The organism is Streptomyces sp. NPDC017246 (genome assembly GCF_044331325.1).
Lineage (GTDB): Bacteria > Actinomycetota > Actinomycetes > Streptomycetales > Streptomycetaceae > Streptomyces.
The window spans coordinates 1-25,322 of sequence record NZ_JBIRMW010000024.1 but is presented as its reverse complement, the minus strand read 5'-3'; the positions used below and the strand labels follow the sequence as shown (position 1 = coordinate 25,322).

Here is a 25,322-nt window from a genome sequence, read left to right as displayed (position 1 = left end):
GGCGGCAGGCAGCGAGCCGACTTCCGGAGCGGTCGAGCGTCGACCGGCTGATGGCCAAGAGGGGCCGTGTTCCGTGAACCGGAGCGATGTCGGTGCCTGACGGTTCGGTGGTGGGTGGGCGCATGTCCTCCGGGTGCGCAGAAGGACCTCCCGCATGTCTGATGGGTCATCAGGTAAGTCGGCATCCGGTCAGCAAGAGTCCCCGCGCGTTCCTGGGCGGTCGTCTCAACAGGCGCCGGCACGGCGCGAAATCCCAGGCAGGAAGCTGTCTAGTTCGACCGGAGCGATGTTCCTCACAAACATCGTTCGGCGCGCGCCGGTGTACAGTCGAGACCGCCCTTGACCTGCACGAAGCAGGCAGGGAGCCGTCTTCGAGGAGTCCACAGTGCTGCGCACTCTGTTCAAGTCCAAGATCTGACTATTTGGCGTTGCCGCAGGTCAGGGGCATCATGTGCCCCCCCCTCAGGTCAGCAAACGGTCAGCATGCGTCCCAGACGTTTCCCCGCTTGCTGACCTGCGACCGACAGTGCGGCGCCTGAGCAGGTTCTTGGGCTGGAACGGATGGTGCGTACATGGCCCGACAGCTCGCCCGCGGCATGGGGTCCTTCTTCAAAGACTGCGGCTGCGCCAAGCCGACCCGCTGCCCTCACCCGTACTCGATCTGCTTCCGCGACGCGCTGGGCAAGCAGCGCGAGGAGTCCGGGTACGGCACGCAGGACGACGCGATCGAGCGTCTCACGCAGCTGTACGCGGAGAAGAAGACCACGGCGCCGTCCGTGGCGGCGGCCCGCCGGGAGCTGGGACAGCTGACGGTCGAGGAGTACGCGAAGCAGTGGCGGCCCCGTCAGCGCAAGATGACGGATTACTCCACGGGCGAGCACGTCGACAGCTCGATCAACGTCCACATCGTTCCGCGTCTCGGATCGCGGAAGCTGAACTCGGTGACCCCGATTGTCGTCGAGCGTTTCCTGGACGAGATGGAGAGCGACGGGGTCGGCCGCGGTAACCAGATGAACATATTCCGCACCCTCAAGACGATCCTGCGAGACGCCTATGGCAAGGGGGCCATGGCCGACGATCCGGTGAAGGGGGTTCAGGAGCCGGAATATGTTCGGGGAATGGTGGTCATCCCGTCCCTCGACTATCTGAAGAAGGCACTGGCCGTTGCCGATGAGGACCTCGCGCTGGAGATCGTGCTGATGGCGGGATGCGGCCTGCGGAACGGTGAGGCACGGGCGGTGAACGTCAACAATGTCGTGGCGGATGACGTCTACCGGGTGCGCGAGCAGATCCACTCCAACACGCTGAAGCCGGCGAAGCTGAAGCACCACAAGGTGGGGGAGTTCCGGGAGGTTCCCCTGCCCCGGTCGGTACGGGAGGCGATCGAGCGCTACGAGGAGAAGCACGGCACCACGAAGGACGGCTATCTGCTGCGAGGCCCGGGCGGCTACTTCACCGAAGGCATGGAACGGCGCCGGGTGAAGAGGCTCTTCAAGAACCTGCCTCCGGAGGAAGGCGTCGGGATGTACGGCTTCCGCCACTACTTCGCCTCGAACGCTCTCGGGAAGGGCATCCCCATCACCGACGTGGCGGAATGGATGGGCCACAAGTCCATCGAGGAGACGTACCGCACCTACCGGCACCTGATGCCCGGCAGCATCACTAAAGCCGCCCGGATCCTGGACGCCGGCCTCTGGGAAGCAGCCTGATTTCCGGACTTGAGGGAACAGCAGAGTCTTGGTCTGCTGGTGGCACACGCCTCACATGGCCGCTGAACAGCGGAAACGGCCATGATTCGGCCAAGCTGCAGGCGGCTGGTCCGTGTATAGCCCTGATCTTGGTCGGCGCAGAGTGGCCCCCGGCCGATTGCCCGTGGCGGCGGCGAGTCCGCACACAAACGAGAGGCAGGCCGACAGGTCTCCACGGAGCATGCTTCGATCCAACGCGCCACGAGAGAGAGTCGCCAGGGCTTGGACCGCGGAGCGGGCAACCAATCGGCTGCTGCGAAGGACCCGAAGGCTCTCGAGTGGATGTCATGGCACAGGGAGTGACGAGGTCACCTGCGCGGGGACCACCTGCGGGGATCAACCCGGTGCGCCCCTGCCGACGGACCACCCCCGCTCGCGCGGGAACCACATGGCCTCCTGGCCGTTCTTGGCCAGACCGGTCGGATCACCCCCGCTGGCGCGGGGACCACTCGAACGTCATCCGGTCGAGGATGTCCGAGCTCGGATCACCCCCGCTCGCGCGGGGACCACATGCGGTCGGGGTCATGCCGGTCTCCTTTACGGACCACCCTCGCTCGCGCGGGGACCACCGGAGGGGCCGGTCGAGTGGAAGTCCGGCGAACGGAACACCCCCGCTCGCGCGGGGACCACGCGGCCAGGGCGGTGGCCATGGCGTCGGCCATCGGAACACCCCCGCTCGCGCGGGGACCACGCCGATGTGTGGGCGGCGCAGATGACTTTTACCGGAACACCCCCGCTTGCGCAGGGACCACGAATCCGACGTCATCAACACGATCACGCTGTACGGAACACTCCCGCTCGCGCGGGGACCACGCGCCCCGACGGAGGCCGACGCCCTGGCAGTACGGAACACTTCCGCTCGCGCGGGGACCACCTGAAGGTGAACCTGCCCGGCTTCTGGTTCATCGGAGCACCCCCGCTCGCGCGTGGATCGGGACGAGGGCTTGGCACCCGCACCGGACCACCCCCGCTCGCGCGGGGACCACAGCATCTCGGCGGCGGCGATGGCCATGACGGTCGGAACACCCCCGCTCGCGCGGAGACCACGAATGGGCCCTGGAGGTCCTCCACCCCACCCCCGGAACACCCCGGCTCGGGCGGGGACCACGCCCCCGTCTGGGACTGGCCCGTCACCGACACCGGATCACCCCCGCTCGCGCGGGGACCACCGACCGTTCGCGGTGTTCATGGCGGTGGGCATCGGAACGCCCTTGCTCGCGCGGGGACCACTGCCCGGCAGGCTCGTGCTCGGGCTGGGAGTGCGGAACACCCCCGCTCGCGCGGGGACCACGGCGGGTAGACCGAGACGCCGACCGAGGACGGCGGAACACCCCCGCTCGCGTGGGGACCACCTGCGCAACAGCACCGTCAGGAGGTGTTGGGCCGGAACACTCCCGCTCGCGCGGGGATCGGTCGTTCAATACGGCGGTCATGGCAGCATCGTAAGGAGCACCCCTGCACGCGGGGGACCGGCAGGACGCCTGGTCGATACCTGCACCTGCGGCGGAACACCCCGCTCGCGCGGGGACCACTGGGTCTCTTCGTAGGGCGGAATCCCGCCGTACGGAACACCCCCCGCTCGCGCGGGGACCACCGCGCGGAGCTCTCCCCCCCCCCCCCGCGGCTTGCAGCTCGGAACACCTGCGCTCGCGCGGGACCACGGCGAGGATCTGCGCGATCTGCGCCGCCTGGTCGGAACACCCACCGCTCGCGCGGGGATCACTCCATGGCCACCCTGACATTGTGATCAGCGTACGGCTATGCCTTGCTGGCGCTCCCCTGGGCTCGTTCCAGCGCCTTGTGGTAGCGCCAGAGTCGGTAGTTCTGGTACCAGGCGAAGCGGCGGATGGTGAATCGGGAAGTAGTCGGCCTCACGTCGGCATCGCCCTTGACCTATAAGGGGCATGCCGGTGTGCTGACACGTATCAGTGTGTGTCAGTGCAGTAACTCCCCAGTAACTCCAGTGCACCCAGGGGTGATTGTCCCTCGCCAGGGTGCTCCTTCGAGATGTGGAGATCGTCGATGCCCGTTCCGCTCCGCTCCCCCGAACGCGTCCAAGCAGCCTGCGGTACATCGCCTCGGCGGTGCTGGCGGCGGTGCTGGCGGCGGTGCTCGTTGGGTTGGTGCCCGGCACGGCGTCCGCCGCCGAGAGCCCGGATTCGCGTGCGACGCTCACCTCGGGCACGGGCGGTCAGGTGGAGTCGACCGAGGGGGGATTCCCCGCCCAGCTCCAACGACGTCGACTGCAGGCCCACCACCGCGCACCCGTACCCTGTCGTCCTCGTGCACGGCACCATGGGCAGCATGGCCGAATGGGAGAAGTTCTCCCGGGCGCTCGCGGCCGAGGGGTACTGCGTCTTCGCGCTCAACTACGGCGGTGCGGCCGACAGCCCCGTCTACGGATTCGGAGACGTACCCACCAGCGCCGGACATGTCGCAGGGTTCATCGACCGGGTGCTCGGCGCGACCGGAGCGCCCGAGGTCGATCTCGTGGGCTACTCGCAGGGCGGCGTGCTGGTGCGGTATCTCGTCAAGAACCTCGGGGGCGCCTCCAAGGTTCGCGAACTCGTGGCCCTCGCGGCGCCCAACCACGGCACCACCATGTCGGGACTGGCGAATCTGGTCTCGTCGATTCCGGGCTCCGCCGACCTGGTCGAGTCGATGTGTGCCGCCTGTACGCAGCAGATGGTCGGCTCCGACTTCATCCAGGCCCTGAATGCCGGCGGGGAAACCGTCGAAGGGGTGCACTACACCGTGATCGCCAGCAAGTACGACCAGGCCGTCACGCCGTACGGCAGCAGCTTCCTGAGCGGATCGAGCGTCACCAATGTCCTGCTCCAGGATGTATGCGCGCAGGACTTCACGGACCACCTGGGAATACCCAAGGACGGTGTGGCGCTGCGCCAGACCCTCAATGCCCTCGACCCGAAGAACGCGAAGCAACACTGCACGCTGGTGCTGCCGGTATTCGGAGGCTGATCGCAAGTGGACGTGGTGCCACCTGGACACGGCGACGCCGGCCGCGGGCCACGACATCTGCGCGGATGACCGCTGGATCCAGGGTGCGCAGCCGGTCTCCTGGGCCGGCCCGTTCCGCCCGAACGCCACCGGACAAAAGGTGATGGCAGGGACTGCTGGTCTTCGGCTCGAACGTACGCGGCGGCGGTCGCCGGCTACGTGACCGTGTGTGACGCCCGCCCGGTTCCCGCTGGCGAACGCGGCGACAGGCTCGCCCTCCCGGGCACTCGCGGAGTTGTGCATTTTGATTCGCCGGCCAGTTGTGGGCCGGATGGGGCGTCTGGCACGTGTTCTGGCTGGTCAGACGCCCTTTCTCGTGCCTCTGGAAGAAGCCGAGCTTCTTCGGGGAGTACGAGATCAGGGGGTTCTTCGGGTGCTGCTGGTACACGGCCCGCACGTGTGATGACCAGCGAAAACGAATGAACTGGTGATCACTGGGCGCGACGTGGCCAGGGAATCGCCCCGGTCTTGGAGCGGTGGTGAGTGATCGCCCGTCTGCCATCCGCTGGGAGAGTACGGGGCGGTTCCGGATCGGGGGTGCTGGCACGCCCACCTCCGCCTGCGCGGAGAGCACTCGTTCACTGGTGTTCACGCCCGTTGGAACGCCGACCCACCTCCGCCTGCGCGGGGCGGCCGGGGCGGCGCGGTAATGCGGTGTCAGCCCGGGAACCTGCCCGTCGACCGCAGCTGCCAGCGGCGCTCGGCGTAGGCCAGGTCGTCCCTCCACAACCGGGCCGCCGCGGTGCGCATCACCGGGCGCAGGAGCGGGGCGGCCCGGCGTACGAACGCGAAGCCCGGCCGGTCGGAGGCGGCCACCACGGCCTCGGTCACCGCCGTGCGCGGACGGCCCCGCTCGTCCGGCCCGAGCGGGGTCGCGTGGGTCTCCACCACGGAGCCCGTCCCTTCCCCCCCGGTGATGCGCATGACGACCGTGCGCGGCTCGGGCGCGGTGAAGACCGCCCGTACCGGCACCACGAGCCGCCCGGCCACCTTGAAGGAGACGTCGACGGTGAAGCCGTCGTCGGCGCCCTCGGGGAGTTCGTCGGGCGGGCCGACCACCGTCAGGTCGACGAACGAGTACGGGTGGAACCAGGCCCCGTGCCACGGATCCAGGCGATTGGCCACGACGTCCTCGGGTTCGCAGACCCCGGTGCCCTCGTACACGGCCGTCACCCCCCGCGCGGAAACCGGACGGACCGGTACGACGGGGGCGGCCAGGGGCGTCTCCCCGCCGGTCTCGTCGAGCCGCACCCAGACGAGGACGCCGTCGTCGAAGACGGGCAACGGCTCCCAGCCAGCGGTCGGGGCCCCGTCGAGGGCGAGTCCGTGCCAGTGGCACACCAGTGTCCCGCACCGGACTGGGCTGTCCGCCAGGGGCGCCCCGAGGTGCGGGCAGACACCGGGCCCGGCGACCAGCCGCCCGTCGGCGCCGCGCCAGACGACGACCTCTCCGCCCGTGACCGTCCGGGCCAGGGGGCGGTCGGGGCGCACTGAGGCGGAGGCCCCCACGACGTACCAGTTTCCGGACGGTTTGGCCTGCGCCCGCTTCAACGCCTTCGCGATGAGGCCCGGTTTGGCGTCGCGCCAGGTCGGCCGCTGCCGGTCCCACGGGACGGGCCCGCGGCGCAACGAGAGGGGCAGACGGGCGCGCCGTACGGACGGCGGTTCGGCGTTCACACGACCTCCTCGGAGACTGGTCGGACGGGGGCGGGGGCGGTCGGCGGTGCCGGGCTGACGGGCGGAGCCGGAGTGGAGGGAGGGGCCAGAGTGGCGGACGGAGCCGGAGTGACAGGCGGTGCCGAGCGCGCCGGTGCCCGGAGCGTCGCGGACCGGCCCCGGTGCCGCAGCCGGGCCGCCAGTACTCGGGCCAGCCCGTTCGCCGCGACCGCCGCACGCTCCCGGCGCGGCACCAGGGAACGGCGGTGCAGCACGGCGTAGCCGTCCCGGGCGACGGCGTCGAGGATGCCCCCGTACAGGATGTACGCGGTGCGGATGCAGGGGCGGGACACGGGATCCAGCATGGAAAGGCCGGGTTCCGCCTCGCGGTAGACGCGGCGGGTGAGCGCCTCGAACTCCCGCAGGGCGGCCGTGACACGCGTGTCCTGACGGCCCGTGTCCCGGCACCGACGCAACAGTTCCCGGTCGACACCGTGCCCGGCCAGCAGATCGGCCGGCAGGTACACCCGGCCGCGGTCGAGGTCCTCGCCGACGTCCCGCAGGAAGTTGGTCAGCTGGAAGGCCACCCCGAGGGCCGCCGCGTGCGGTTCGGCCTCCTCGCGCGGCACCACCGTCCCGAGGACCGGCAGCATCTGCAGGCCGATCACGGCGGCCGATCCGTGCATGTAAGCGCGCAGGTCGGCGTAGGTGGCGTAGTCCGTGACCTCCAGGTCCGACCTCATGGCGGTCATGAAGTCCTGGAAGTGGCTGTGCTCGATCGCGTGGCGGCGCGCGGTGTCGGCGAGGGCCAGCACCACCGGTTCGTCGTCGGGCCCCTGCCGCAGTCCGCTGTCCAGACGCTGCTGGAGGGCCGCCAGACGCGCTCCGCGGCGGCCGTCGTCGTCGCCGGGATCCAGTGAGTCGACGATGTCGTCGGCCCACCGGGCGAAGCCGTACAGCGCGTGCACGGCGGGCCTGCGATCGGCCGGCAGGAGGCGGGTGGCCAGGAAGTACGTCTTTCCGTGCGCCGCGTTCAGCTCACGGCACCGGCGGTACGCCGCCCGCAGCGCCGGGTCGGTGATGCCGGCGGCGTCGAGTTCGCGTGCGGTCATCGCGCCGCCCTCTCGGTCCGGGCGGAAGGCCGCCGGGCCCCACCGGTGATCCGGGCCGCCGCCAGCTTCCCCGACACCAGGGCGGTCGGTACGCCGACGCCCGGGGTGGTGCCGCAGCCGGCCAGGACGGCGTTCTCCGTGCCCCGTACCAGGTTGCGGGGCCGGAACGGGCCCGTCTGCAGGAACGTGTGGGCCGCCGAGAAGGGGGTGCCCGCCGCATGCCCCTGGCCCAGCCAGTCGGCCGGGGTGACGAGGCACTCGTCCTCGACGGCGGCCTCGATGCCGTCGAGACCGCGTCGTTCCAGCTCGCGCAGGAGCTCCGACCGGTAGCGCGGACCGAGCTCGCCCCAGACGGCCGCGCCGGGTCCGATGTCGGTGTTGGGGCAGGGAGCGAGGATGTAGTGCAGATGGCGGCCCGGTGGGGCGAGCGTGGAGTCGGTGGCCGTGGGCCGGGTGATGAGCAGGGACGGATCGCTCATCAGCCGCCCCTGCCGGGTGAGTTCGTCGAACGTGCTCCGCCAGGCGGCGCCGAACGAGATCGTGTGATGGGCCAGCTGCGGCCAGGTGCGGTCCGTGCCCACGTGCAGGACGACGGCGGAGGGAGAGTGCCGCAGCCGCACCGGCCGACGGGGCCGGCGGCCGAGGAGCCGGTAGGTGACGGGCAGGTCCGGGGTGAGGACGACCGCGTCGCAGGGGACGCGGTCCCGGGCGGTGACGACGGCGGTGACGCGCTCGCCCGACCGTTCCAGCCGGGTCACCCGCTCGCCGAACCGCAGCTCGGCGCCCGCGTCGGCGGCGGCGTCCGTCATGGCCCGCGGCAGGGCGTGCATGCCGCCGCGCGGGAAGTACACCCCGGCGACCGTGTCCATGTAGGCGATGACCGCGTAGGCGGCGAGCGCACGCTCCGGCGGCACACCCGCGTACAGGGCCTGGAAGGAGAAGACCCGCTGCAACCGCTCGTCCTTGAGGAAACCGCCGATACGCCGGTCGAGGCGGCCGAATCCGCCGAGCGCCGCAAGCCGGGCGAGGTCACCGGTCAGCAGGTTGAGGGGTGAGTCGAAGTTCGCGTCGATGAAGCGGCGCATCTGGACCCGGTAGAGCCGCTCCAGCCAGACGCGCAGCCGCCGGTAGCCCACCGCCTCACGGGCCCCGGCGAACCGTTCCACCTCCGCGGCCATCGCCTCGCCCTCGGTGTGCACGTCCAGCGTGCTGCCGTCCGCGAACGACGCCCGGTAGGCCGGGTGGAGCGGGATCAGGTCGACCCGCTCCCGCAGGCTGTCGCCGACCGCCGCGAAGGCCTCGTCGGCGAGGTCGGGCATGGTCAGCACGGTCGGACCGGTGTCGATCCGGTAGCCGCTCAGATCCAGGCGGCCCGCCCGGCCGCCGGGCAGGACGTCTTGTTCGACGACGGTCACCCGGCGCCCGGCGCCCAGCAGATGAAGGGCCGCCGACAGACCGGCCAGACCCGCCCCGACGACCACCACGTGATCCGTAGGGCCGGACAGCGTGCGCGTCATCGACGGGCCTCCCGCGCTCCGGAGCCCACCGGAGCGAGACCCGGTGCCGGGTGTGGGCGGGCAGGCGGGCGTGAGCGGGCGGACGGGCCGTCCGCGGCACGGGAAACCGTGGCCGCGGTCAGCAGCTCGCGCAGGCGGCCCTCGGCGTCCGCGTCGCGCAGGTGGCCCCCGGCATCCGCGTCGAGCAGGGCGCCGTCGAAGCGACGCAGTCCCTGCGCCGAGAGGCGGTCGATCTTCGACTCGACCGCCGCCCGGGTACCCGTACGCACCAGGACGTCCCGCACCTCCTCCAGCCCGGCCGGAGACAGACCCTCGTCGCCGAGCGCCCGTTCGAGCACCGTCAGAGCGGGCCGATCGCCCGCGGCCTCCGCGCGCGCCACCGCCAGGGCGACCAGATAGGTCGGCTTCCCCTCGCGGATGTCCCCACCGAGGCTCTTGCCGGTGCGCCGGGGGTCACCGAAGACGTCGTCGAGGTCGTCGCGCAGCTGGAAGGCCATCCCCACACAGCGCCCCGCCGAACACAGCGCCCGCAGGGTGCGGCCGTCCGCGCCCGCCACCGCCGCGCCCAGGGCGAGGGGGCGTGCCACCGAGTACAACGCGCTCTTGAGACACGCGGCGCGCAGCGCGCGCGGCCCCGCGCGCGACCCGGCCAGCTGCCCCTGCAGGTCGAGGAACTGCCCCGCCACCATCTCCGTGCGCATGTCGCCCCACAGCCGGCGCACCACGGCCGCCGCCCGCGGATCGAGCGCCGTCCCGGACACCACGTCGTCCGCCCACACGAGCGCCAGGTCCCCGGCCAGGATCGCGGCGGCCTCCCCGAAGCGGGCGACGCGGGCCGGGGACGCCACACCGCTGTACCGTGCGCGCACGTCGGCGTGGAGCGCCGGACGGCCGCGCCGCAGCGTCGAGCCGTCCATCACGTCGTCATGGACCAGCGCGCAGGTCTGGAGCAGTTCGAGCGCGGCCCCGACGCGCAGGGCCGCCGTGAACGTCGGTTCACCGGCCCCGCCGCAGGCGCGCATCGACCACCAGACGAGCTGCGACCGGATGCGCTTGCCGCCCTCCTGGGTGAAGCGGGTGACCCGTTCGGCCAGTTCGCGGGCGAAGAGGGCGTCCAGGTCCCGGGCCCGGACGAGCCGGTCGGCGAGCACCCCCTCCAGCATGCGCCCGACCGCGGTCGGCACGTCCGCATCGACGGCCTCGGGCCCGACGGCCTCGGGCCCGACCGCCGCAAGGGCGGCGCCTCCCGCCGGGCCCGTGCCGTGCGCCGCGCCCGCGACCGCTCGGCCCGGCCGCCTTCGCCGCGGCGGGGACCCCGAAGGGGCGACCGGGCGGACGAGGGGCGACGGCGTGGCCGCGGGGTGGTCCTTCGCCTGGATGGGGCGCATCCCGGTTCCTCTCATCGTGGTATCGCTCGCTCATTACGGGTCTTCAGTCCCTTCCCGTGATACGGATGCGGTGCGGAACAGGTACCCGAAATATTCAGTAATGCAGCCATATGGGCGCACCCCTCCAGGCGGAGGCCTCCGGCGACCGCATCCGAGTCCATGCCGGGACGGGAACCCCTGTGGGCGATGTGCAGCGAGAAGAGAGATGGAGGGAGCGGCCGTGCTGAAGGCGGACGTGGCGGTCATCGGGGCGGGAGCCGCCGGACTATCCCTGGCCCATCGGCTGAACGGCCCCGTGGCAGGTGCCCTGACTCCGTCCGTGATCCTCGTCGACGCCCCGCCCGGCCCGCTCCGGCCGGCTCCGCGCACCTGGTGCTTCTGGGAGTCCGGCCGCGGCCGCTTCGACGCCGCGGTGCGATCGGAATGGCGTCACCTGCGGGTACGGCCGCCCGACGGCCGCGCGATCGAGGGGGACATCGCGCCGCTGCGGTACAAGATGATCCGCTCCGACGACTTCGAGTCCCTGATCGCCCGGGACCTCGCACACAGCGCCAACGTCCGGCGTCTGGAGGCGGCCGTGGACACCGTGGAGGAGATCCCCTCGGGCGCCCGCGTGCTCATGACCCGGTCCGACGGTCGCCCCCGCGTCCTGGAGGCCCGCTGGGTGTTCGACTCGCGCCCCCTGGGCAGCCTCCCGGCCGCCCGCACCACCCTGCTGCAACACTTCCACGGCTGGTTCGTGCGCACCGCCCGGCCCGCCTTCGACCACGGGACCGTGGAACTGATGGACTTCCGCACCCCTCAGCCCGCCGACGGGCTCTCCTTCGGTTACGTCCTGCCCACCGGCCCGTGCGAAGCCCTCGTGGAGTACACGGAGTTCTCCCCGCGCCTCCTGACGGCGAGCGGCTACGAGGCGGCCGTACGGCACTACGCCGGCGACGTACTGCGCCTCGGCGACCTGGAGGTCGCCGCCACCGAGACCGGAGTGATCCCCATGACGGACGCTCCCATGCCCCGACGGGTCGGCGCGTCCGTGTTCCGGATCGGTGCCGCGGGCGGTGCGACCCGTCCGTCCACCGGATACGCCTTCGCCGGTCTCCAGCGCCAGACACGAGCGGTCGCCGCCGCACTGCGGCAGGAGCGCGGACCGGTCCCGCCGGCCGCCCATTCCTGGCGGGCCCGCACCATGGACTCGGTGCTCCTGCGCGCTCTCGACAGCGGCCGCGTCGACGGCCCCGCCCTGTTCTCCCGGCTGTTCGCCCGCGTCCCGGCGGGTCGGCTGCTGCGCTTCCTCGACGGGCGCACGAGCCTGTTCGAGGACCTCTCCGTCGGTCTGCACACCCCGGTCGTCCCCATGCTGCGCACCGCCGTCGAACTCCCCGGACTGTCACGCCGCCCCTTCGACTGACCCGCCTGTTCCCACCGTCCCTACGTCCGACCCGCCCGTTCCCACCGCCCCCTCGTCCGACCGGCCCGCTTCCGCCGTTCTTTCAACTGCCCCGCCCGTTCCCACCGATCACCGATCCCCTGGAGAGCGCATGACCCTGCTGCGCGACGAGAACCTCGCCGCCGCGTTCGACCACGCGTCCCGTAGTTACGACGCCCTGGTGGCCGCCAACCCCGGCTACCACGCCCATCTGCGGCGCTCGGTGCGCCGCCTAGGCCTGCCAGGGCAGGGGGCCGGGCTGCGCGTACTGGACCTCGGCTGCGGCACCGGAGCCTCTACGGCCGCGATCCGGTCCGTCCTCCCGGCCGCCTCCGTCACGGCCGTCGACGCCTCGGCCGGCATGCTCGAGCGGGCCGCCGCCAAGCCGTGGGCGGTCGGAGTGCGGCTCGTCCACGCGCCGGCCGAGGGACTGGCGGATGCGGGGGTCGAAGGGCCGTTCGACGCGGTGTTCGCCGCCTACCTCTTCCGTAACGTCTCCGATCCCGACGCCGTCCTCGGTACGGTCCGCGCCGTCCTGGGCCGGGGTGGACGGCTCGGGGCGCACGAGTACAGCCTCAGCGGCCGCCGCGCCCACCGGGCGGTGTGGACGCTGGTGTGCCGAGGCGTCGTCCAGCCCGCCGCGACCCTGCTGGGGGACGGGCCGCTCTACCGTCACCTGTGGCACAGTGTCGTCGGCTTCGACACGGCCGGCCGGTTCGCCGACCGGATCCGGAAGGCCGGCTTCGACCACGTCCGGGCCCTGCCTCTGCCGGGCTGGCAGACGGGCATCACCCACACGTTCGTGGCCTCGCGCGGGAAGGACGTCCGATGACCGGTTCGATGTCCCGCCCGCCCGCCGCACGCCGAGGCCGGGACCGCCGGGCCCGCGTGCTGCCGGCCCGCCCGGGAGCCGACCGCGCCGACGGCCGGCCGTCGGCCGCCGTCGTCGGCGGAGGGATCGCCGGACTAGCCGCCGCCACCGCGCTGGCGGAACGGGGCGTGGCGGTGACGCTGTACGAGCGCGAGCCCTACATCGGCGGCCGGGTGGGCGGTCGGCCGACCCGCCTGCGCGACGGCAGCACTGTGACGATGAGCCGGGGCTTCCACGCGTTCTTCCGGCAGTACTACAACCTGCGGGGCCTGCTGCGGCGTACCGACCCCGCCCTGGCCCGGCTGGCCGGACTGCCCGACTATCCGCTGCTGCACGCGGACGGGACGCGCGACAGCTTCCGGCACGTGCCGCGCACCCCGCCGTGGAGCGCGCTGGGTTTCGTCGCGCTCAGCCCCTCCTTCGCACTGTGGGACCTGCGCGCCATGGACCCGGTCGCGGCCCTGCCGCTGCTCGACGTCCGCGTACCCGACGTCTACCACCGCCTCGACAACATCAGCGCCTACGACTTCCTCGAGACCGTCCGCTTCCCCGAGCGCGCCCGCCACCTGGCGTTCGAGGTGTTCTCCCGGAGCTTCTTCGCCGACCCGCGACAGCTGTCGGCGGCCGAGATGGCGCTGATGTTCCACATCTACTTCCTCGGCTCGGCCGAGGGCCTGCTGTTCGACGTGCCCCGCTCGCCCTTCCCGACGGCGCTATGGGACCCCCTCGCCGGATACCTCCGACGGCACGGCGCCGAACTGCGCACCGGCAGCGCGGTCGAGCACGTCGCACCTGCCCGAGGCGGCGGATTCGAGGTCGCCGGGGACCGCGGCGAACGCCGGTACGACGCCGTGGTCCTCGCCCTGGATGCCGCCGGCCTGCGGTCCCTGGTCGCGCGTTCGGAGCGGCTCGGCGACCCCGCCTGGCGGGAGCGCGTCGCGCGCCTGCGCACGGCCCCGCCCTTCCTGGTCACCCGCCTGTGGCTGGACCGGCCCGTCGCCCCCGACCGCCCCGGCTTCCTCGGCACCAGCGGCTTCGGCGGCCTGGACAACATCAGCGTCCTTGACCGTTGGGAGGACGAGGCGGCGCACTGGGTGGCACGTACCGCGGGATCCGTCGTGGAACTCCACGCCTACGCCGTCGACCCGCACGAGCCCCGCACCGTCGTAAAGAAACGCCTCGTCGAGCAGCTCCACCGCGTCTACCCGGAGACCGGGGCCGCCGAGGTCGTCGACGTCCGCCACGAATGGCGGGAGGACTGCCCGCTGTTTCCCGTGGGCGGCTACGCCGACCGTCCCACCGTCCGCACCTCCGATCCCGGCTTGGTGGTGGCCGGCGACGTCGTGCGCACCGACCTGCCCGTCGCTCTGATGGAACGGGCGGCGACGACCGGCTTCCTGGCCGCGAACGCCCTCCTTGAGCGATGGGGCGTACGCGGGCAGACCCTGTGGACGGTGCCGGACCGCGGTCGTGACGCCGTACTGCGCCGTGCGGCCGCGTGGGCAGGGCACTGAAGGGGCGGACACCGACCCGCGGAAGGACGTACCGCGTCCGTGGCCGGACACTCACACCGTTGCCTTGCACAGGAACTCTCAGCCGTCCTGGAGGCCGACGTCCAAGCGGTGCCCGGCTACGCCGAGGCGCTCGACGGCGCGGACATCGCCGCCGCAACGACGCACGCCGTCGAACCCGTCATCCGCCGCTCGTGGCTGACACCCGGGGTACACATCACATCCGTGGGATACAACCCGGCAGGTCGCGAGATCGACGACGCCACGGTCGCCGAGGTGCTGGTGTGCGTCGAATCACGCCAGGCCGTACGTGCCCCACTCCCTGCGAGCAGCAACGACCTGCTCATGCCGATCGGGGACGGCCTCGTCACAGCCGAACATGTGCACGCCGAACGGGGCGAACTCATCACCGGCAGCAAACCGGCCCCGCGAGCAGTCCATCGGCCAGGACCTCACCCTTCGGTGATGCTGGAACTGGTCGCGATCGCCCCACCTGGTCGCGGCCGGGTCGACAACGGGGCGGCACTGGCTGGGCACATTCGCCCGTACGCGGCTGAACACATAGGCAATAGGCGCGTACGCCAACAGGTCCGGTCCCGCGATTGGATCGCCAGGCTTCCCGGAGGTGAAACCAGGCGATCCGTCGCTGTTCAGCGCGCTGCCTACCTCCGCGACGGAGCGCCCTCGCCGGCGGCGCGACGCAGCGACCTGAGCAGGCTCAAGGCGGCACTGATCAACCGGCGGATCACCATCGAAGAGGCGATCAACGCCGACTTCGGCAATCGCTCACGCCATGAGACCGCGATGACGGAGCTCGGGGGCGTGGTTCAGGGCATCGACTACCTTCAGCGCAATCTGCGTCGGTTCATGCGTCCGACCGGCCGCCACACTGCCTGGCACATGCGCTTTGGCACCAACCGCATCGAATACCAGCCGCTCGGGGTTGTCTCACCGTGGAACTATCCCGTCAACCTGTCGCTGATGCCCCGTCGTCACCGCGATAGCCGCCGGCAACCGCGTCAAGCTCAAGCCGTCGAAGTTCACCCCCGCGACGAACACCGTGCTCGCGTCGGTGCTGAGCGACGTCTTCCCGCAAGAGCAGGTCACGATGGCCTCCGACAGCGTGCCGCTGGGTGCCGGGTTGCGCAGGCAGTCGCGGTGGGCGGCGACGCAGGTCTCCACCGCTCGGCCCAGGCCCTGCCACAGATGGAACCGGTCGGCGACCTGCAGAACGTCGGGGCACCGCGCCAGGCGCCCTCGGCGTAGGCGCCCGCCCGGTCCCGGCAGATGACCTCCACCCCAGGGTGACGGTCCAGCCAGGTTGCCAGCGGTGCGGCTTCACGGGTCGGGAGCACGTCGACCACGCGACGGTCTTCGACGCTGGTCAAGACGGTGGAGTAGGTCTGGCCGCGACGGATCGCGAAGTCGTCCACGCCCAGCATCCGTGGAGTACTGAATCGCGGATCGGGCAGTGCCATGACCCTGCGTAACAAGGTCATCCGTCCCGCATCGAAACCGAGCTGGGCCGCCAGCCGGGCACCGGCCCGCCCCGCCAGGGCGAGCCCCACCCGTTCCAGAGGACGGTTGAGCGGCGTGGTGAACCGCGCGTACGGCGCGACCAGTCGGGAGAACGGCTCGGCGAACGTCAGGCGCTGACGGTCCGCCGACCCGCAGATGAATCGCCGGACCGTCAGCCGGATCACAAAGCCCTGATCAGCGAGTGGAAGGTCATTCAGCCTGCGCTGGTAACGATCGTGTACCCGGCCCGAGAAGAGGCCGCAGTCCGGACATGCCGCCCCGGCCGTGCGGCCTCTCGCCACCAACTCGACCGTGCCGAACGCGGCCGTAACCGCCTCGACCTCGACCTCGTCGATCCCGTCGAACACCAGCGAACCCCAGAACGGTGCATCGGTCTGCATGACCAGCACCATCACCTTCCACAGCCAGCCACAGCAGCGAACGGAACGCACCTGAGGGAGCGTCACCCCACCGTCCGACGCCAAGGCGTACGCCGTCTCGCACGAGCCAGTCCCTCGCAATCGAACAACGACGTCACGCTCCGCGACGGTTCGCCAAGATCTGTGCCAGAACCCCCTTCTCACCTACGCAGCCAGTCAGAACCCCCTGTCCGTCAAAGCGGCATGGCCAAAAGGGACATGGAGGTGAGACAGAAGCGCCGTGCTCCGCAACTGAGACTCCCGCAACAGACCAGCTCAGCACGTCGGAACAGGACATTCCGAATGCGGACCCACATCCGAGGCCCGATGGTGACCGTCACCGGGTCTCACCTCCGTCGACGAGTTCGGGGGCGGGCACGTTGGCGTACCGGTACCCGGCGGTGAAGTGGCGCAGGACCTCGTGGGCGAAGGGGTGACAGTCCCTCGGCGGGCTGGCGGGGTCGACCCAGACCAGCTCTGTGTGCATGTCCGGTGCCCGGTCTTCCAGTACTGCGCCAAGTTCCTGGACGGCCTGCAGGAGCACTCCAACCGGCTCATTGAGGAGTCGATGCAGGAGTGGGGTCGGCGCAGTGGGGGCAGCGGTCCTACGGGCTGAGCCGCAATCTGGCCCGTGTATGGCCCGGAACTGCTGGTCAGGACTGGGATACCAGTGGGATGAACTGGGAGAAGAGCTCTATTTCACCACCTCGCCCACTTGCGTTGCCGGCCGCTCCACGGAGGCGCCTGGCCCGGGCGAAAGCCCAGCTCAGGCGCCTCCTTCCGTGCCGTTAGAAGAAGCCCAGCTTCTTCGGTGAGTAGCTCACCAGCAGATTCTTCGTCTGCTGGTGGTACAGCCAATGAACCCGCGCTGACCAGTGCGATCGGTCGTATGCGCCGCTTCTTGGAGGGAGTTGGTCCGGGAACGGTCCGGGTACCTCCCAAGCGCTCATGGCTGTGGGCGGGATCACCGCCAAGTGGCCGTCAGCCCCGGCTCGGCGGCAGGTCAGATCCAACCGCGGCGTGCCGCGACGACACCGGCCTGGAAGCGGTTCACCGCGCCCAGAAGTTCGTGGAGGCGGCTCATGCGCCGGCGCATCGTGCGGACCGACCAGCCGAGCTGGCGGGCTATGGCCTCGTCCTTGAGGCCGCTGACCAGCAGGGTGAGCACCAGGCGATCCTCCTCCCCGAGCGGGTCCTCGGAGGGGGCGTCGAGCGGCAGGGCCTGCTTCCAGCACAGTTCCCAGTAGTCGGTGAGCGCGTCCAGCAGCGTGGAGGGGCGGATGACCGCAGCGCGCACGCCGTCGAGGTCCAGAGAGAGCGGCATCAGCGCCAGCCGGCGGTCCGCGATGGCCAGTTTGATCCGCAGGCCCGGCATCACCCGGGCCTGCTCGCCACGGCGCACGAGTCCGCGGATGTCCTCGAGCACCCCTGGCCACTCCAGCGCTTCGGGGGCGTAGACCGCGCGGTAGCGCACGCCGCGCCCCAGCGCCGTACTCTCCACCGGGTTGGAGGTGGTCAGTGCGTACGGCGGCCGGTCCAGTGTCATGACGTCCTCGCGCGCCTCCTGCTGGAGGCGGACGAACCAACGGCCGAGCGCCTCACGGCCGGTGACGATCTCCACCTCGTCCTCCCCGGCGGTGCCGGTCTGGGCCGCGGCGAAGAGGCGGGACAGCTCGCCCGCCGCCGAACGGACCCGGTCCAACTCCGCTGTCCTGTTCCGTACCAGTGACTCGACCGCGGCTCCCGGCTCGATCGCCGCGTACCGGCGGCGGACCCCCGTGAGCCGCCCGACCAGGCCGTGGTCGTGCAGCCGGTCCAGCGCCCTGGCGGCGCGGAGAGGGGAGCAGCCGAGGTCGGCGGCGAGCTCGGCCGGGGCCGCCGTACGCCGGGTCAACACGGCCCGGTAGACGCTCTCGTCGAACGGATCGATGCCTGCCGCGGTGAGCTCGTTCGTCATATGCGGATCCTGGCCCACTTGTGCCAAGTGCAGCAATGGGCCGCCAAGATCCGTTGTACGGAGAGTGACTTCGGCGCTAGGACTTCTTCCCATGGCCAAGAACCCACGAAGAAGCCGACGTCTGGTGGCCGCCACGGTCACCACCGTCGCGCTAGCCGGGACGCTCACCGCGACACCCGGCACCGCGACCGCGAAGTCACCCGACCCGAACCAGCGGGTCATCGTCGAGCTGTCCGGAGACGCCGCCGTGGCAGCCGCCCCCGGCGGCTCGCTCACATCCCTGACCGCCGGCACCACCTCCGCCGTCGGCGACGCCCGACGGGCCCTGGCGGCACGGCAGGACGCCTTCGTCGGGACGGTACGGCAAGCCGGGCTGCACCCCGCCGCACCCCGCAGACTCGGCCTGCTCGTCAACGCCGTGGCGATGACGGTGCCCGCCTCCGAGACGGCACGGCTGGCCGCGCTGCCGGGCGTCATCGCCGTCCGGCCCGACATCCGGATACAGGTGCGCACGGACACCAGCGTCCCGCTGACCGGCGCGCCCGACGTCTGGAAGCGCGAGGACCCGGCCGGGGTGAAGGCCACCGGCAAGGGCACCGTCGTGGCGGTCCTGGACAGCGGCGTGGACTACGGCCACCCCGACCTGGGCGGCGGCTTCGGCAAGGGTCATAAGGTCGTCGGCGGCTTCGACTTCGCCAATGGCGATGACGACCCGATGGACGACAACGGTCACGGCACCCACGTCGCCGGCATCATCGCGGGCAAGGCCGCCAAGGAGGGAGGCGTCACCGGCATGGCGCCCGACGCTTCCCTGCTGGCCTACAAGGTCATCGGCGCCGACGGCAGCGGCTACACCTCCGACATCATCGCCGGCATCGAGGCGGCGGCCGACCCGGCCAACCCCCACCCGGCCGACGTCATCAACATGAGCCTCGGCGGCCCCGGTGACGGCACCGACCCGCTGGGCCGCGCGGCGACCGCCGCCGTGCGAGCCGGAGTGGTCGTCGTCGCGGCTGCGGGCAACGACGGGCCCGGCAGCGGCACCGTCAACTCTCCGGCCTTGGCCGACGGCGTCATCGCGGTCGGCGCCTCCACCAGCGGGGTGCGGACACCCAGCGCGTACCTGGCGGGCAAGAAGCCCGAACTGATCCAGACGTACCGGGGCATCCTGTCCGCGAACCCGCCCCGGGAACCGGTCACCGCGCCGCTCGTGGATGTCGGCGCGGGCACCCCTGAGGACTGGGAGCGGATCGGTGACGTACGGGGCAAGATCCTGCGGGCAGACCTTCTCGTCGCGCCCAGTACGGACGTCCTGAGCCAGAACGACATCGACTGGGCACGCGAGGCCGAGAAGCGCGGTGCGCTCGCCGTGCTCGGCGGCCTCCCGGTCCACGACGGACCCGTGCTCGCCGCGACCCCGGGAACGGTCGAGGCCCCGGCGACCCCCGCCCGCCCCGACTTCACCCGGACCGCCGCCTCCGGCGACTCGTTGCGCATGGACCACCTGGTCGTCATGGGCATCGACACGACCCAGTACGCCCAGCTGAGCCGTGAACTGGCCGCCGGCAAGGTGTCCGTCACCCTGCGCGGCACCGACTCCACCGACGAGATCGCCTCGTTCTCGTCGCGCGGACCCGGCACCGGCTTCGGCCTCAAGCCCGACCTGGTCGCACCCGGCGTGGAGATCCGCTCCACGATCCCCACCTCGATGTACGAACCCGGCGTATACCGCATGTCGGGCACCTCGATGGCGAGCCCGCACGTTGCCGGAGCCGCCGCCCTGCTGCGCCAACTGCGCCCGGACCAGGACCCCGACGGGATCAGGTCCGCACTGGTCGGCACCGCGAAGGCGCTCGCCGGCACCGGCCCCACCGTCCAGGGCAATGGACGGCTCGACGTGGCCGCAGCGGCGTCGGCCACGCTCGGCGCCTCCCCGACGACCGTGTCGTTCGGCCTCGCCGACCTGTCGCGCAGGACCGTAGGCGGCGCCGCGAAGGTACGCCTGGCCAACCCCGGCAAGGCACCGCTGACCGTCACCCTCGGCAGTACCGGGCCCACCACCGTGTCCCCGGCGCGGGTCACCATCCCCGCCAAGGGGTCCGCGACCGTCACCGTCACCCTGCGCGCCGACCGCCCGGCCACCGACACGGAGATCAGCGGCCGGATCACGGCCACCCCCGCGCACGGACCGGCCCTGCGGGTGCCGTACCTGCTGGTCGTCCGGCACCTGGTCGTCCAGGCGTCCCCCGACCCGAGCGACGGCCGCTCCACCGTGCACGTCGCCGCCCCGGCCGCGCTGAACGCACCGCCGGAGATCACCGTCACGCCGCCGCACGGCAAGGCCTTCACGCTGGCCACCACCATGAACGGCGCCGGCTACTACCAGGCCGACGTGACCGGGAAGGCGGCCGGCGCCTACCTGCTGGCCGTGCGGGCCACGACCACCGACGGCCGACGGATCACCGGCACCAGCGCCTTCGAGGTCACCCCCGCCGGCAGCCGCGGCAACCGCTGGGAGCCCATCGGCCCGAACAGCGAGGCCGGCCACCTGGCGCTCTCGCCCGCCCGGCCGAAACAGGCCGTCGTGACCCAGTACCGCAAGGCCGCCCCCTGGCTGACCACCGACGGCGGCGCCAACTGGCGCCAGGTGGGCCGGCTGCCGATCGCCGACGGCAACGGCACTGGAGCGGTCGTGGTCGACGCCCACCGCCCCGATCGCTGGTGGTACGCCGTGAACACGGCCGGTGACCCCACCCGCCGGGGCTCGATCCTGCGCACCGACGACAACGGCGGCACCTGGCGTAAGCTCGACGTGCCCGACGCGTACATCGACGAGTTCGTCGCGGACGAGCAGACCCGCACCCTCGCCGCGATGGTCAACGGCACGCTGATGGTCAGCACCGACGCGGGCGACACCTGGGCGATGTACCCCACCGGCGTGACCGGTTCCGTCCGCGACGCCACGCTCGTCGGCGACACCCTGTACCTGGCGACCTTCGAAAGCGTCTGGCGGATCGACGGCGTCGGCAAGGGCGACCCCGGTACGGCGCACCTCGTCCTCGACGAGCCGGTGGACACCATCCGCGGCCTGGCGGCCGACTCCACCGTGGTGGCGGCCTACGTCCCCGGTACGGGCGTCCGCGGCTCCTACGACAAGGGCCGTACCTGGTCCACCCTGCTGCCCGTGCCGGAAGGCGGCAACGGACTGTCCGCCTCCGGCGGCGACCTGTACCTGCGCGCGCTGTTCGGCGCCGGGCAGGTGAGCCACGACCACGGCAAGACCTGGAAGCCCGTCCGCGCTCCCTCCAAGGCCGCCATCGCGATCGACTACGACCGCTGGGCCGACGGCTCGGTGACCGTGTCCAGCGAACAGGACGGCCTGTACCGCGGCTCGGCCGACGGCACCGGATACCGGAGGATCGGCGTCCAGGGCCTGACCACCCTCGCCCTGGCGACCTCCGGCGACCAGCTGCTCGCCGGAACGGTGAGCGGCACCTACCGCACCGCGATCCCGGTCGCGAGCCCCGAGTGGGGCCAGTCAGGCGCAGAGGGCAGGACCGGTCGCCTCACCTCGCACATCGCCGTCTCCCCCAAGGACACCAAGGTGGTGTGGCAGGTCCGGCGCACCGCGACCGGCCTCTTCGAGGTCTCCCGCAGCGGTAACGCCGGCCGGACCTGGCAGGTGAAGGGCACGTCGTCGGAGATACCGACCTCGATCCTGGTCCACCCGGCCGACCCGAACCGCGTGGCGATCAGCTTCAGGAGCATCTTCGGCGACGGGCTGTTCACGACTCTCGACGGCGGCAGGACCTGGAAGAACCTCTTCCACGAGAAGTCCTTCGGCGCCATGGCCGGTGACCCGCGCGACCCGCGGCGCATCTGGCTCGGCAACGCCTCGGGCCTCTACCGCTCGGACGACGGCGGCGTCACCAAGACCAAGGTCGCCGAAGGCCCCGTCTCCGCGATCGTGGTGGACGGCCGACGCCTGGTCGTCGGCGGTTCGTCCATCCGGATCAGCACCGACAACGGCAAGACCTTCCGTACCGCCGACACCGGCCCGCTCGCGGTCCACGTCTCGGACCTGCTGCGGGTCGGCGGAGCGCTCTACGCGGCCACCACCGGCTCGACGGCGTCCGGACTCGTCCAGGGCGGCCGGGGCGTCCTGCGCAGCACCGACAACGGCCTTACGTGGGAGAACATTTCGAGCGGTCTGCAGAACACCGACACCACCAAGCTGGCCGCCGCCGCCGACGGCCGCACGCTCTACGTCGGCGCGGTCGACGGCGGCGTACACCGCCTGAAGCTGCGCCGCTGACCCACCCGCAGCACGACGAGTGTGACCGTACGACCGGCGCGAGCGCCGATCCGGCCCGGAAGTCCCGGGTCCGGTCGATGCTCGTGCGCGGGGCCGGCGGGAGAATCGCCCGCCGGCCCCTCTCCTTCCATGTGCCGGGAGCGTTTGTTCGCCGTTCCGTGTCCACGTGGGCGGTCCGCTGATGTCGGCTCGTGCCGGACCGTGAACGTCGCCGTGGGACGTGGTCACAACTGGCTCCCTTCGAGGAAGGGGCCTGGGGAGAGGCGCCTGACCTGGGTAGAACCCCAGGTCAGGCGCCTCTTTCTCTAGCCCTGGAAGAAGCCGGGCTTCTTCGGCGAGTGGCTGACCAACAGGTTCTTCGTCTGCTGGCGGTACACGCGCTGCACCCCAGCTGAGCTGCAAGAACGTCAACCGTTGTGCCGAACGATGGGGTGCTGGTCCGTGAATGGACCGGATCTTGGTGCGGAGGGCCGCTCCGCGCTCGAGCCCCAGAGGCTCGTGGCACCTCCTCGACTGCCCCTCGAACACGACGTGTCGGGCACGCGGCTTTGAGCGCTTCAGCCGTCCGGCCCGGCCTGGGCCCGTGCTGGGCGAGCGGGCGCACTGGCGGTCACGCCCGGAGGCAATGGATGGCGGCGTGGTGAGACCTTCGGGTCCCGCGGCCGTGACAGAGTCGGTGGGATCTTGAAGCGGCGGGGGAGAGGAGCCTCATGTCGCAGCACGCCCGACCCAGCGATTCGGGGTGGCGCCGTTTGCTGCCTGGCACGCCTGGAATCGCTGTCCTCGCCCGCTACGAGCGCTCCTGGCTGCGCGGCGACCTGCTGGCGGGCGTGACCGTCGTGGCGTATCTCGTGCCGCAGGTCATGGCGTACGCGACCGTGGCGGGGCTGCCGCCCGTCGCCGGGTTGTGGGCGATCCTGCCCGCACTGGTGCTGTACGCGCTGCTCGGCTCGTCACGGCTGTTGTCGGTCGGGCCGGAGTCGACGACCGCGCTGATGACCGCCACGGTGGTCGCGCCGATCGCCGCCGGGGACCCCGGGCGATATGCCGTAGTGGCGGCCGCGCTGGCAGTCGCGGTCGGGCTGCTGTGCGTGGTGGCGTGGGCGGCCAGGCTCGGCTTCGTCGCCGATCTCCTCTCGCGGCCGGTCCTGGTCGGCTATCTCGCGGGTGTGGCGCTGATCATGATCGTGGACCAGCTGCCGAAGACGACAGGCGTGAGCACCACCGGGTCGGGCTTCTTTCCGCAGCTGGTGTCCTTCGCGAAGAACCTGTCTGGGGCCCAGCCCGCCACCGTCGCCGTCGCTGTCACCGCCCTCGTCCTCCTCTTCGCCCTTCCGCTCTTCCTGCACGCGGTGCCCGGGCCGCTGGTGGTGGTGGGGCTCGGAACCGTGGCGGTGGCGGCGTTCGGTCTGGAAGAGCACGGCGTCGCCGTGATCGGAGCGGTGCCGGCGGGGCTGCCCCATCCGGCTCTGCCGGACTTCGACGAGCTGTCTCGGCTGATGGTTCCGGCGCTCGGCCTCCTCCTCGTGGGCTACACGGATGTCATCCTCACCGCGCGTGCCTTCGCCACCGGCGACGAGCTCGGGCGCCTGGACGCCAACCAGGAGTTGCTGGCCCTGGGCGCCGCGAACCTCGGCGCGGGCGTCCTGAGCGGGTTCCCGGTGAGCAGCAGTGCCAGCCGCACTGCGCTGGCGGACTCCACAGGTGCGCGAAGTCAGGTGTACTCGCTGACCGCCGGCGCGGCCGTTCTCGCCGTACTGCTGTTCCTCAGCTCGCTGCTGAGCCTCACTCCGGTTGCCGTTTTGGGCGCCCTCGTCATCTACGCCGCCGTCAAGATGATCGACCTGGCGGGCTTCCGGCGGCTGGCCTCCTTCCGCCGCAGGGAACTCCTGCTGGCCGTCGGCTGCCTGTGCGGCGTGCTGTCCCTGGACATTCTGTACGGGGTGCTGGTGGCGGTCAGTCTGTCGGTGGCCGAGCTGCTGACGCGGGTCGCGCGCCCGCACGATGCCGTCCAAGGGCTGGTTCCCGGCGTGGCCGGCATGCACGACGTCGAAGACTATCCGGAGGCCCGTACGATTCCAGGGCTGGTCGTCTACCGGTACGACTCGCCGCTGTTCTTCGCCAACGCGGAGAACTTCCGGCGCCGTGCACTCGCCGCAGTCGCGGAGCAGTCCGGGCCCGTCCGCTGGTTCGTGCTGAATGCCGAGGCCAATGTGGAGGTGGACATCACCGCGCTGGACTCCGTCGATGAGCTGCGTCGCGAACTGGCCGGGCGCGGCATCGTGTTCGCGATGGCACGTGTGAAGCAGGACCTGCTTCACGATCTCGACGCCTACGGGCTGACCGAGTCGGTCGGTCCCGATCTGATCTTCCCCACACTGCCGACGGCGGTGACCGCGTACCGGGACTGGCGCCGCGCCCGCGAAGACGGTTCTCCTGAGTAGGAGTCACAGCCGTTCAGTCAGCTACTGCGCAGCGCAGTGGGGCTCGCTGGGTCCTCCTCTACCACCTAGGGCAAGCAGAACCCGCATCACCAGGGTCGCAGCCGACGCCCCGACGCTGAATGTGCGTCAGCGCCGCTCGTTGTCGTGTACGAGCGTTGCCGATTCTGCGAGGAGGTCCGCCGCTCGGTCGAGCAGCTCGGATGCCGAGGAGGGGTGGGCAGGTGTTTTCCGCTCGGACCCGAGGCCGGCCCCGCAGCGCCGTCGGGGAGAACGTGACTCGGCCCAGCGATTCAAGGGCGCGGTACAGCAGTCTTGCGGCCGTGGCCTTCATTCGGTGACGCGGACCGCGAGCGCGGGGCGGATGGCGGCAGCGCGGCGGGCCGGCCCGATCGTTGCGAGGAGGGACGCGGCGAAGGTGGCTG

Annotated in this window: 14 protein-coding genes and 1 pseudogene; 8 read left to right on the top strand and 7 right to left on the bottom strand. The window is 71.4% G+C overall.

All coding sequences use genetic code 11. The features are described 5' to 3' along the window. Positions 1-572: 572 nt before the first annotated feature. A complete protein-coding gene (locus tag ACH4MY_RS35975) occupies positions 573-1,709 on the top strand; it encodes a tyrosine-type recombinase/integrase (RefSeq protein WP_398008750.1) in 1,137 nt (378 codons plus the stop codon). Between the two features lie 2,046 nt (positions 1,710-3,755). Then, positions 3,756-4,727 (top strand): esterase/lipase family protein, encoded by a 972-nt coding sequence (locus ACH4MY_RS35970; protein WP_398008748.1) that lies wholly within the window; start codon positions 3,756-3,758, stop codon positions 4,725-4,727. A gap of 696 nt (positions 4,728-5,423) precedes the next feature. Here ACH4MY_RS35970 and ACH4MY_RS35965 read toward each other — a convergent pair. Genes ACH4MY_RS35965 through ACH4MY_RS35950 form a run of 4 tightly spaced genes read right to left on the bottom strand, consistent with a single transcriptional unit; the run spans position 5,424 to position 10,439 of the window. After that, positions 5,424-6,443: a DUF5914 domain-containing protein gene (locus ACH4MY_RS35965; protein WP_398008747.1), complete on the bottom strand. Its 1,020-nt coding sequence runs from the start codon at positions 6,441-6,443 to the stop codon at positions 5,424-5,426. Beyond that, the gene (locus tag ACH4MY_RS35960; protein ID WP_398008745.1) at positions 6,440-7,534 is read right to left on the bottom strand and encodes a phytoene/squalene synthase family protein; all 1,095 of its coding nucleotides are present in this window, start codon (positions 7,532-7,534) and stop codon (positions 6,440-6,442) included. The genes ACH4MY_RS35965 and ACH4MY_RS35960 overlap by 4 nt, the downstream gene beginning before the upstream one ends. Then, positions 7,531-9,051: a phytoene desaturase gene (locus ACH4MY_RS35955; RefSeq protein WP_398008744.1), complete on the bottom strand. Its 1,521-nt coding sequence runs from the start codon at positions 9,049-9,051 to the stop codon at positions 7,531-7,533. The genes ACH4MY_RS35960 and ACH4MY_RS35955 overlap by 4 nt, the downstream gene beginning before the upstream one ends. Further along, the gene (locus ACH4MY_RS35950; protein WP_398008742.1) at positions 9,048-10,439 is read right to left on the bottom strand and encodes a polyprenyl synthetase family protein; all 1,392 of its coding nucleotides are present in this window, start codon (positions 10,437-10,439) and stop codon (positions 9,048-9,050) included. Before ACH4MY_RS35950 ends, ACH4MY_RS35955 begins: the two co-directional genes overlap by 4 nt. 220 nt (positions 10,440-10,659) lie before the next feature. Between ACH4MY_RS35950 and ACH4MY_RS35945 the strand changes: the two genes are divergently transcribed. The 4 genes from ACH4MY_RS35945 (at position 10,660) to ACH4MY_RS35930 (ending at position 15,513) form a co-directional block, all read left to right on the top strand. After that, complete coding sequence (locus ACH4MY_RS35945; RefSeq protein WP_398008740.1) at positions 10,660-11,847, top strand: lycopene cyclase family protein; 1,188 nt, start codon at positions 10,660-10,662, stop codon at positions 11,845-11,847. A 130-nt stretch (positions 11,848-11,977) separates the two neighbouring features. Next, a complete protein-coding gene (locus tag ACH4MY_RS35940; protein ID WP_398008738.1) occupies positions 11,978-12,697 on the top strand; it encodes a class I SAM-dependent methyltransferase in 720 nt (239 codons plus the stop codon). Then, complete coding sequence (locus ACH4MY_RS35935; protein WP_398008737.1) at positions 12,694-14,250, top strand: FAD-dependent oxidoreductase; 1,557 nt, start codon at positions 12,694-12,696, stop codon at positions 14,248-14,250. Before ACH4MY_RS35940 ends, ACH4MY_RS35935 begins: the two co-directional genes overlap by 4 nt. A gap of 39 nt (positions 14,251-14,289) precedes the next feature. After that, positions 14,290-15,513 (top strand): hypothetical protein, encoded by a 1,224-nt coding sequence (locus tag ACH4MY_RS35930; protein ID WP_398008735.1) that lies wholly within the window; start codon positions 14,290-14,292, stop codon positions 15,511-15,513. Between the two features lie 41 nt (positions 15,514-15,554). Here ACH4MY_RS35930 and ACH4MY_RS35925 read toward each other — a convergent pair. The 3 genes and pseudogenes from ACH4MY_RS35925 to ACH4MY_RS35915 all read right to left on the bottom strand — a co-directional run. After that, positions 15,555-16,166 (bottom strand): annotated as a pseudogene (locus tag ACH4MY_RS35925) (transposase family protein); the annotation flags it as partial. 355 nt (positions 16,167-16,521) lie between these two features. Continuing rightward, positions 16,522-16,671, bottom strand: a complete 150-nt coding sequence (locus tag ACH4MY_RS35920) for a hypothetical protein (protein ID WP_398008734.1) — start codon at positions 16,669-16,671, stop codon at positions 16,522-16,524. A 516-nt stretch (positions 16,672-17,187) separates the two neighbouring features. Continuing rightward, positions 17,188-18,141: a helix-turn-helix domain-containing protein gene (locus tag ACH4MY_RS35915; RefSeq protein WP_398008733.1), complete on the bottom strand. Its 954-nt coding sequence runs from the start codon at positions 18,139-18,141 to the stop codon at positions 17,188-17,190. A 91-nt stretch (positions 18,142-18,232) separates the two neighbouring features. Between ACH4MY_RS35915 and ACH4MY_RS35910 the strand changes: the two genes are divergently transcribed. Continuing rightward, positions 18,233-22,456 (top strand): S8 family serine peptidase, encoded by a 4,224-nt coding sequence (locus ACH4MY_RS35910; RefSeq protein ID WP_398008731.1) that lies wholly within the window; start codon positions 18,233-18,235, stop codon positions 22,454-22,456. A 710-nt stretch (positions 22,457-23,166) separates the two neighbouring features. Further along, positions 23,167-24,900 carry a SulP family inorganic anion transporter gene (locus tag ACH4MY_RS35905; protein ID WP_398008730.1) on the top strand — a complete coding sequence of 578 codons (1,734 nt, stop codon included), beginning with the start codon at positions 23,167-23,169 and terminating at the stop codon, positions 24,898-24,900. The last annotated feature ends 422 nt before the right edge of the window (positions 24,901-25,322 follow it).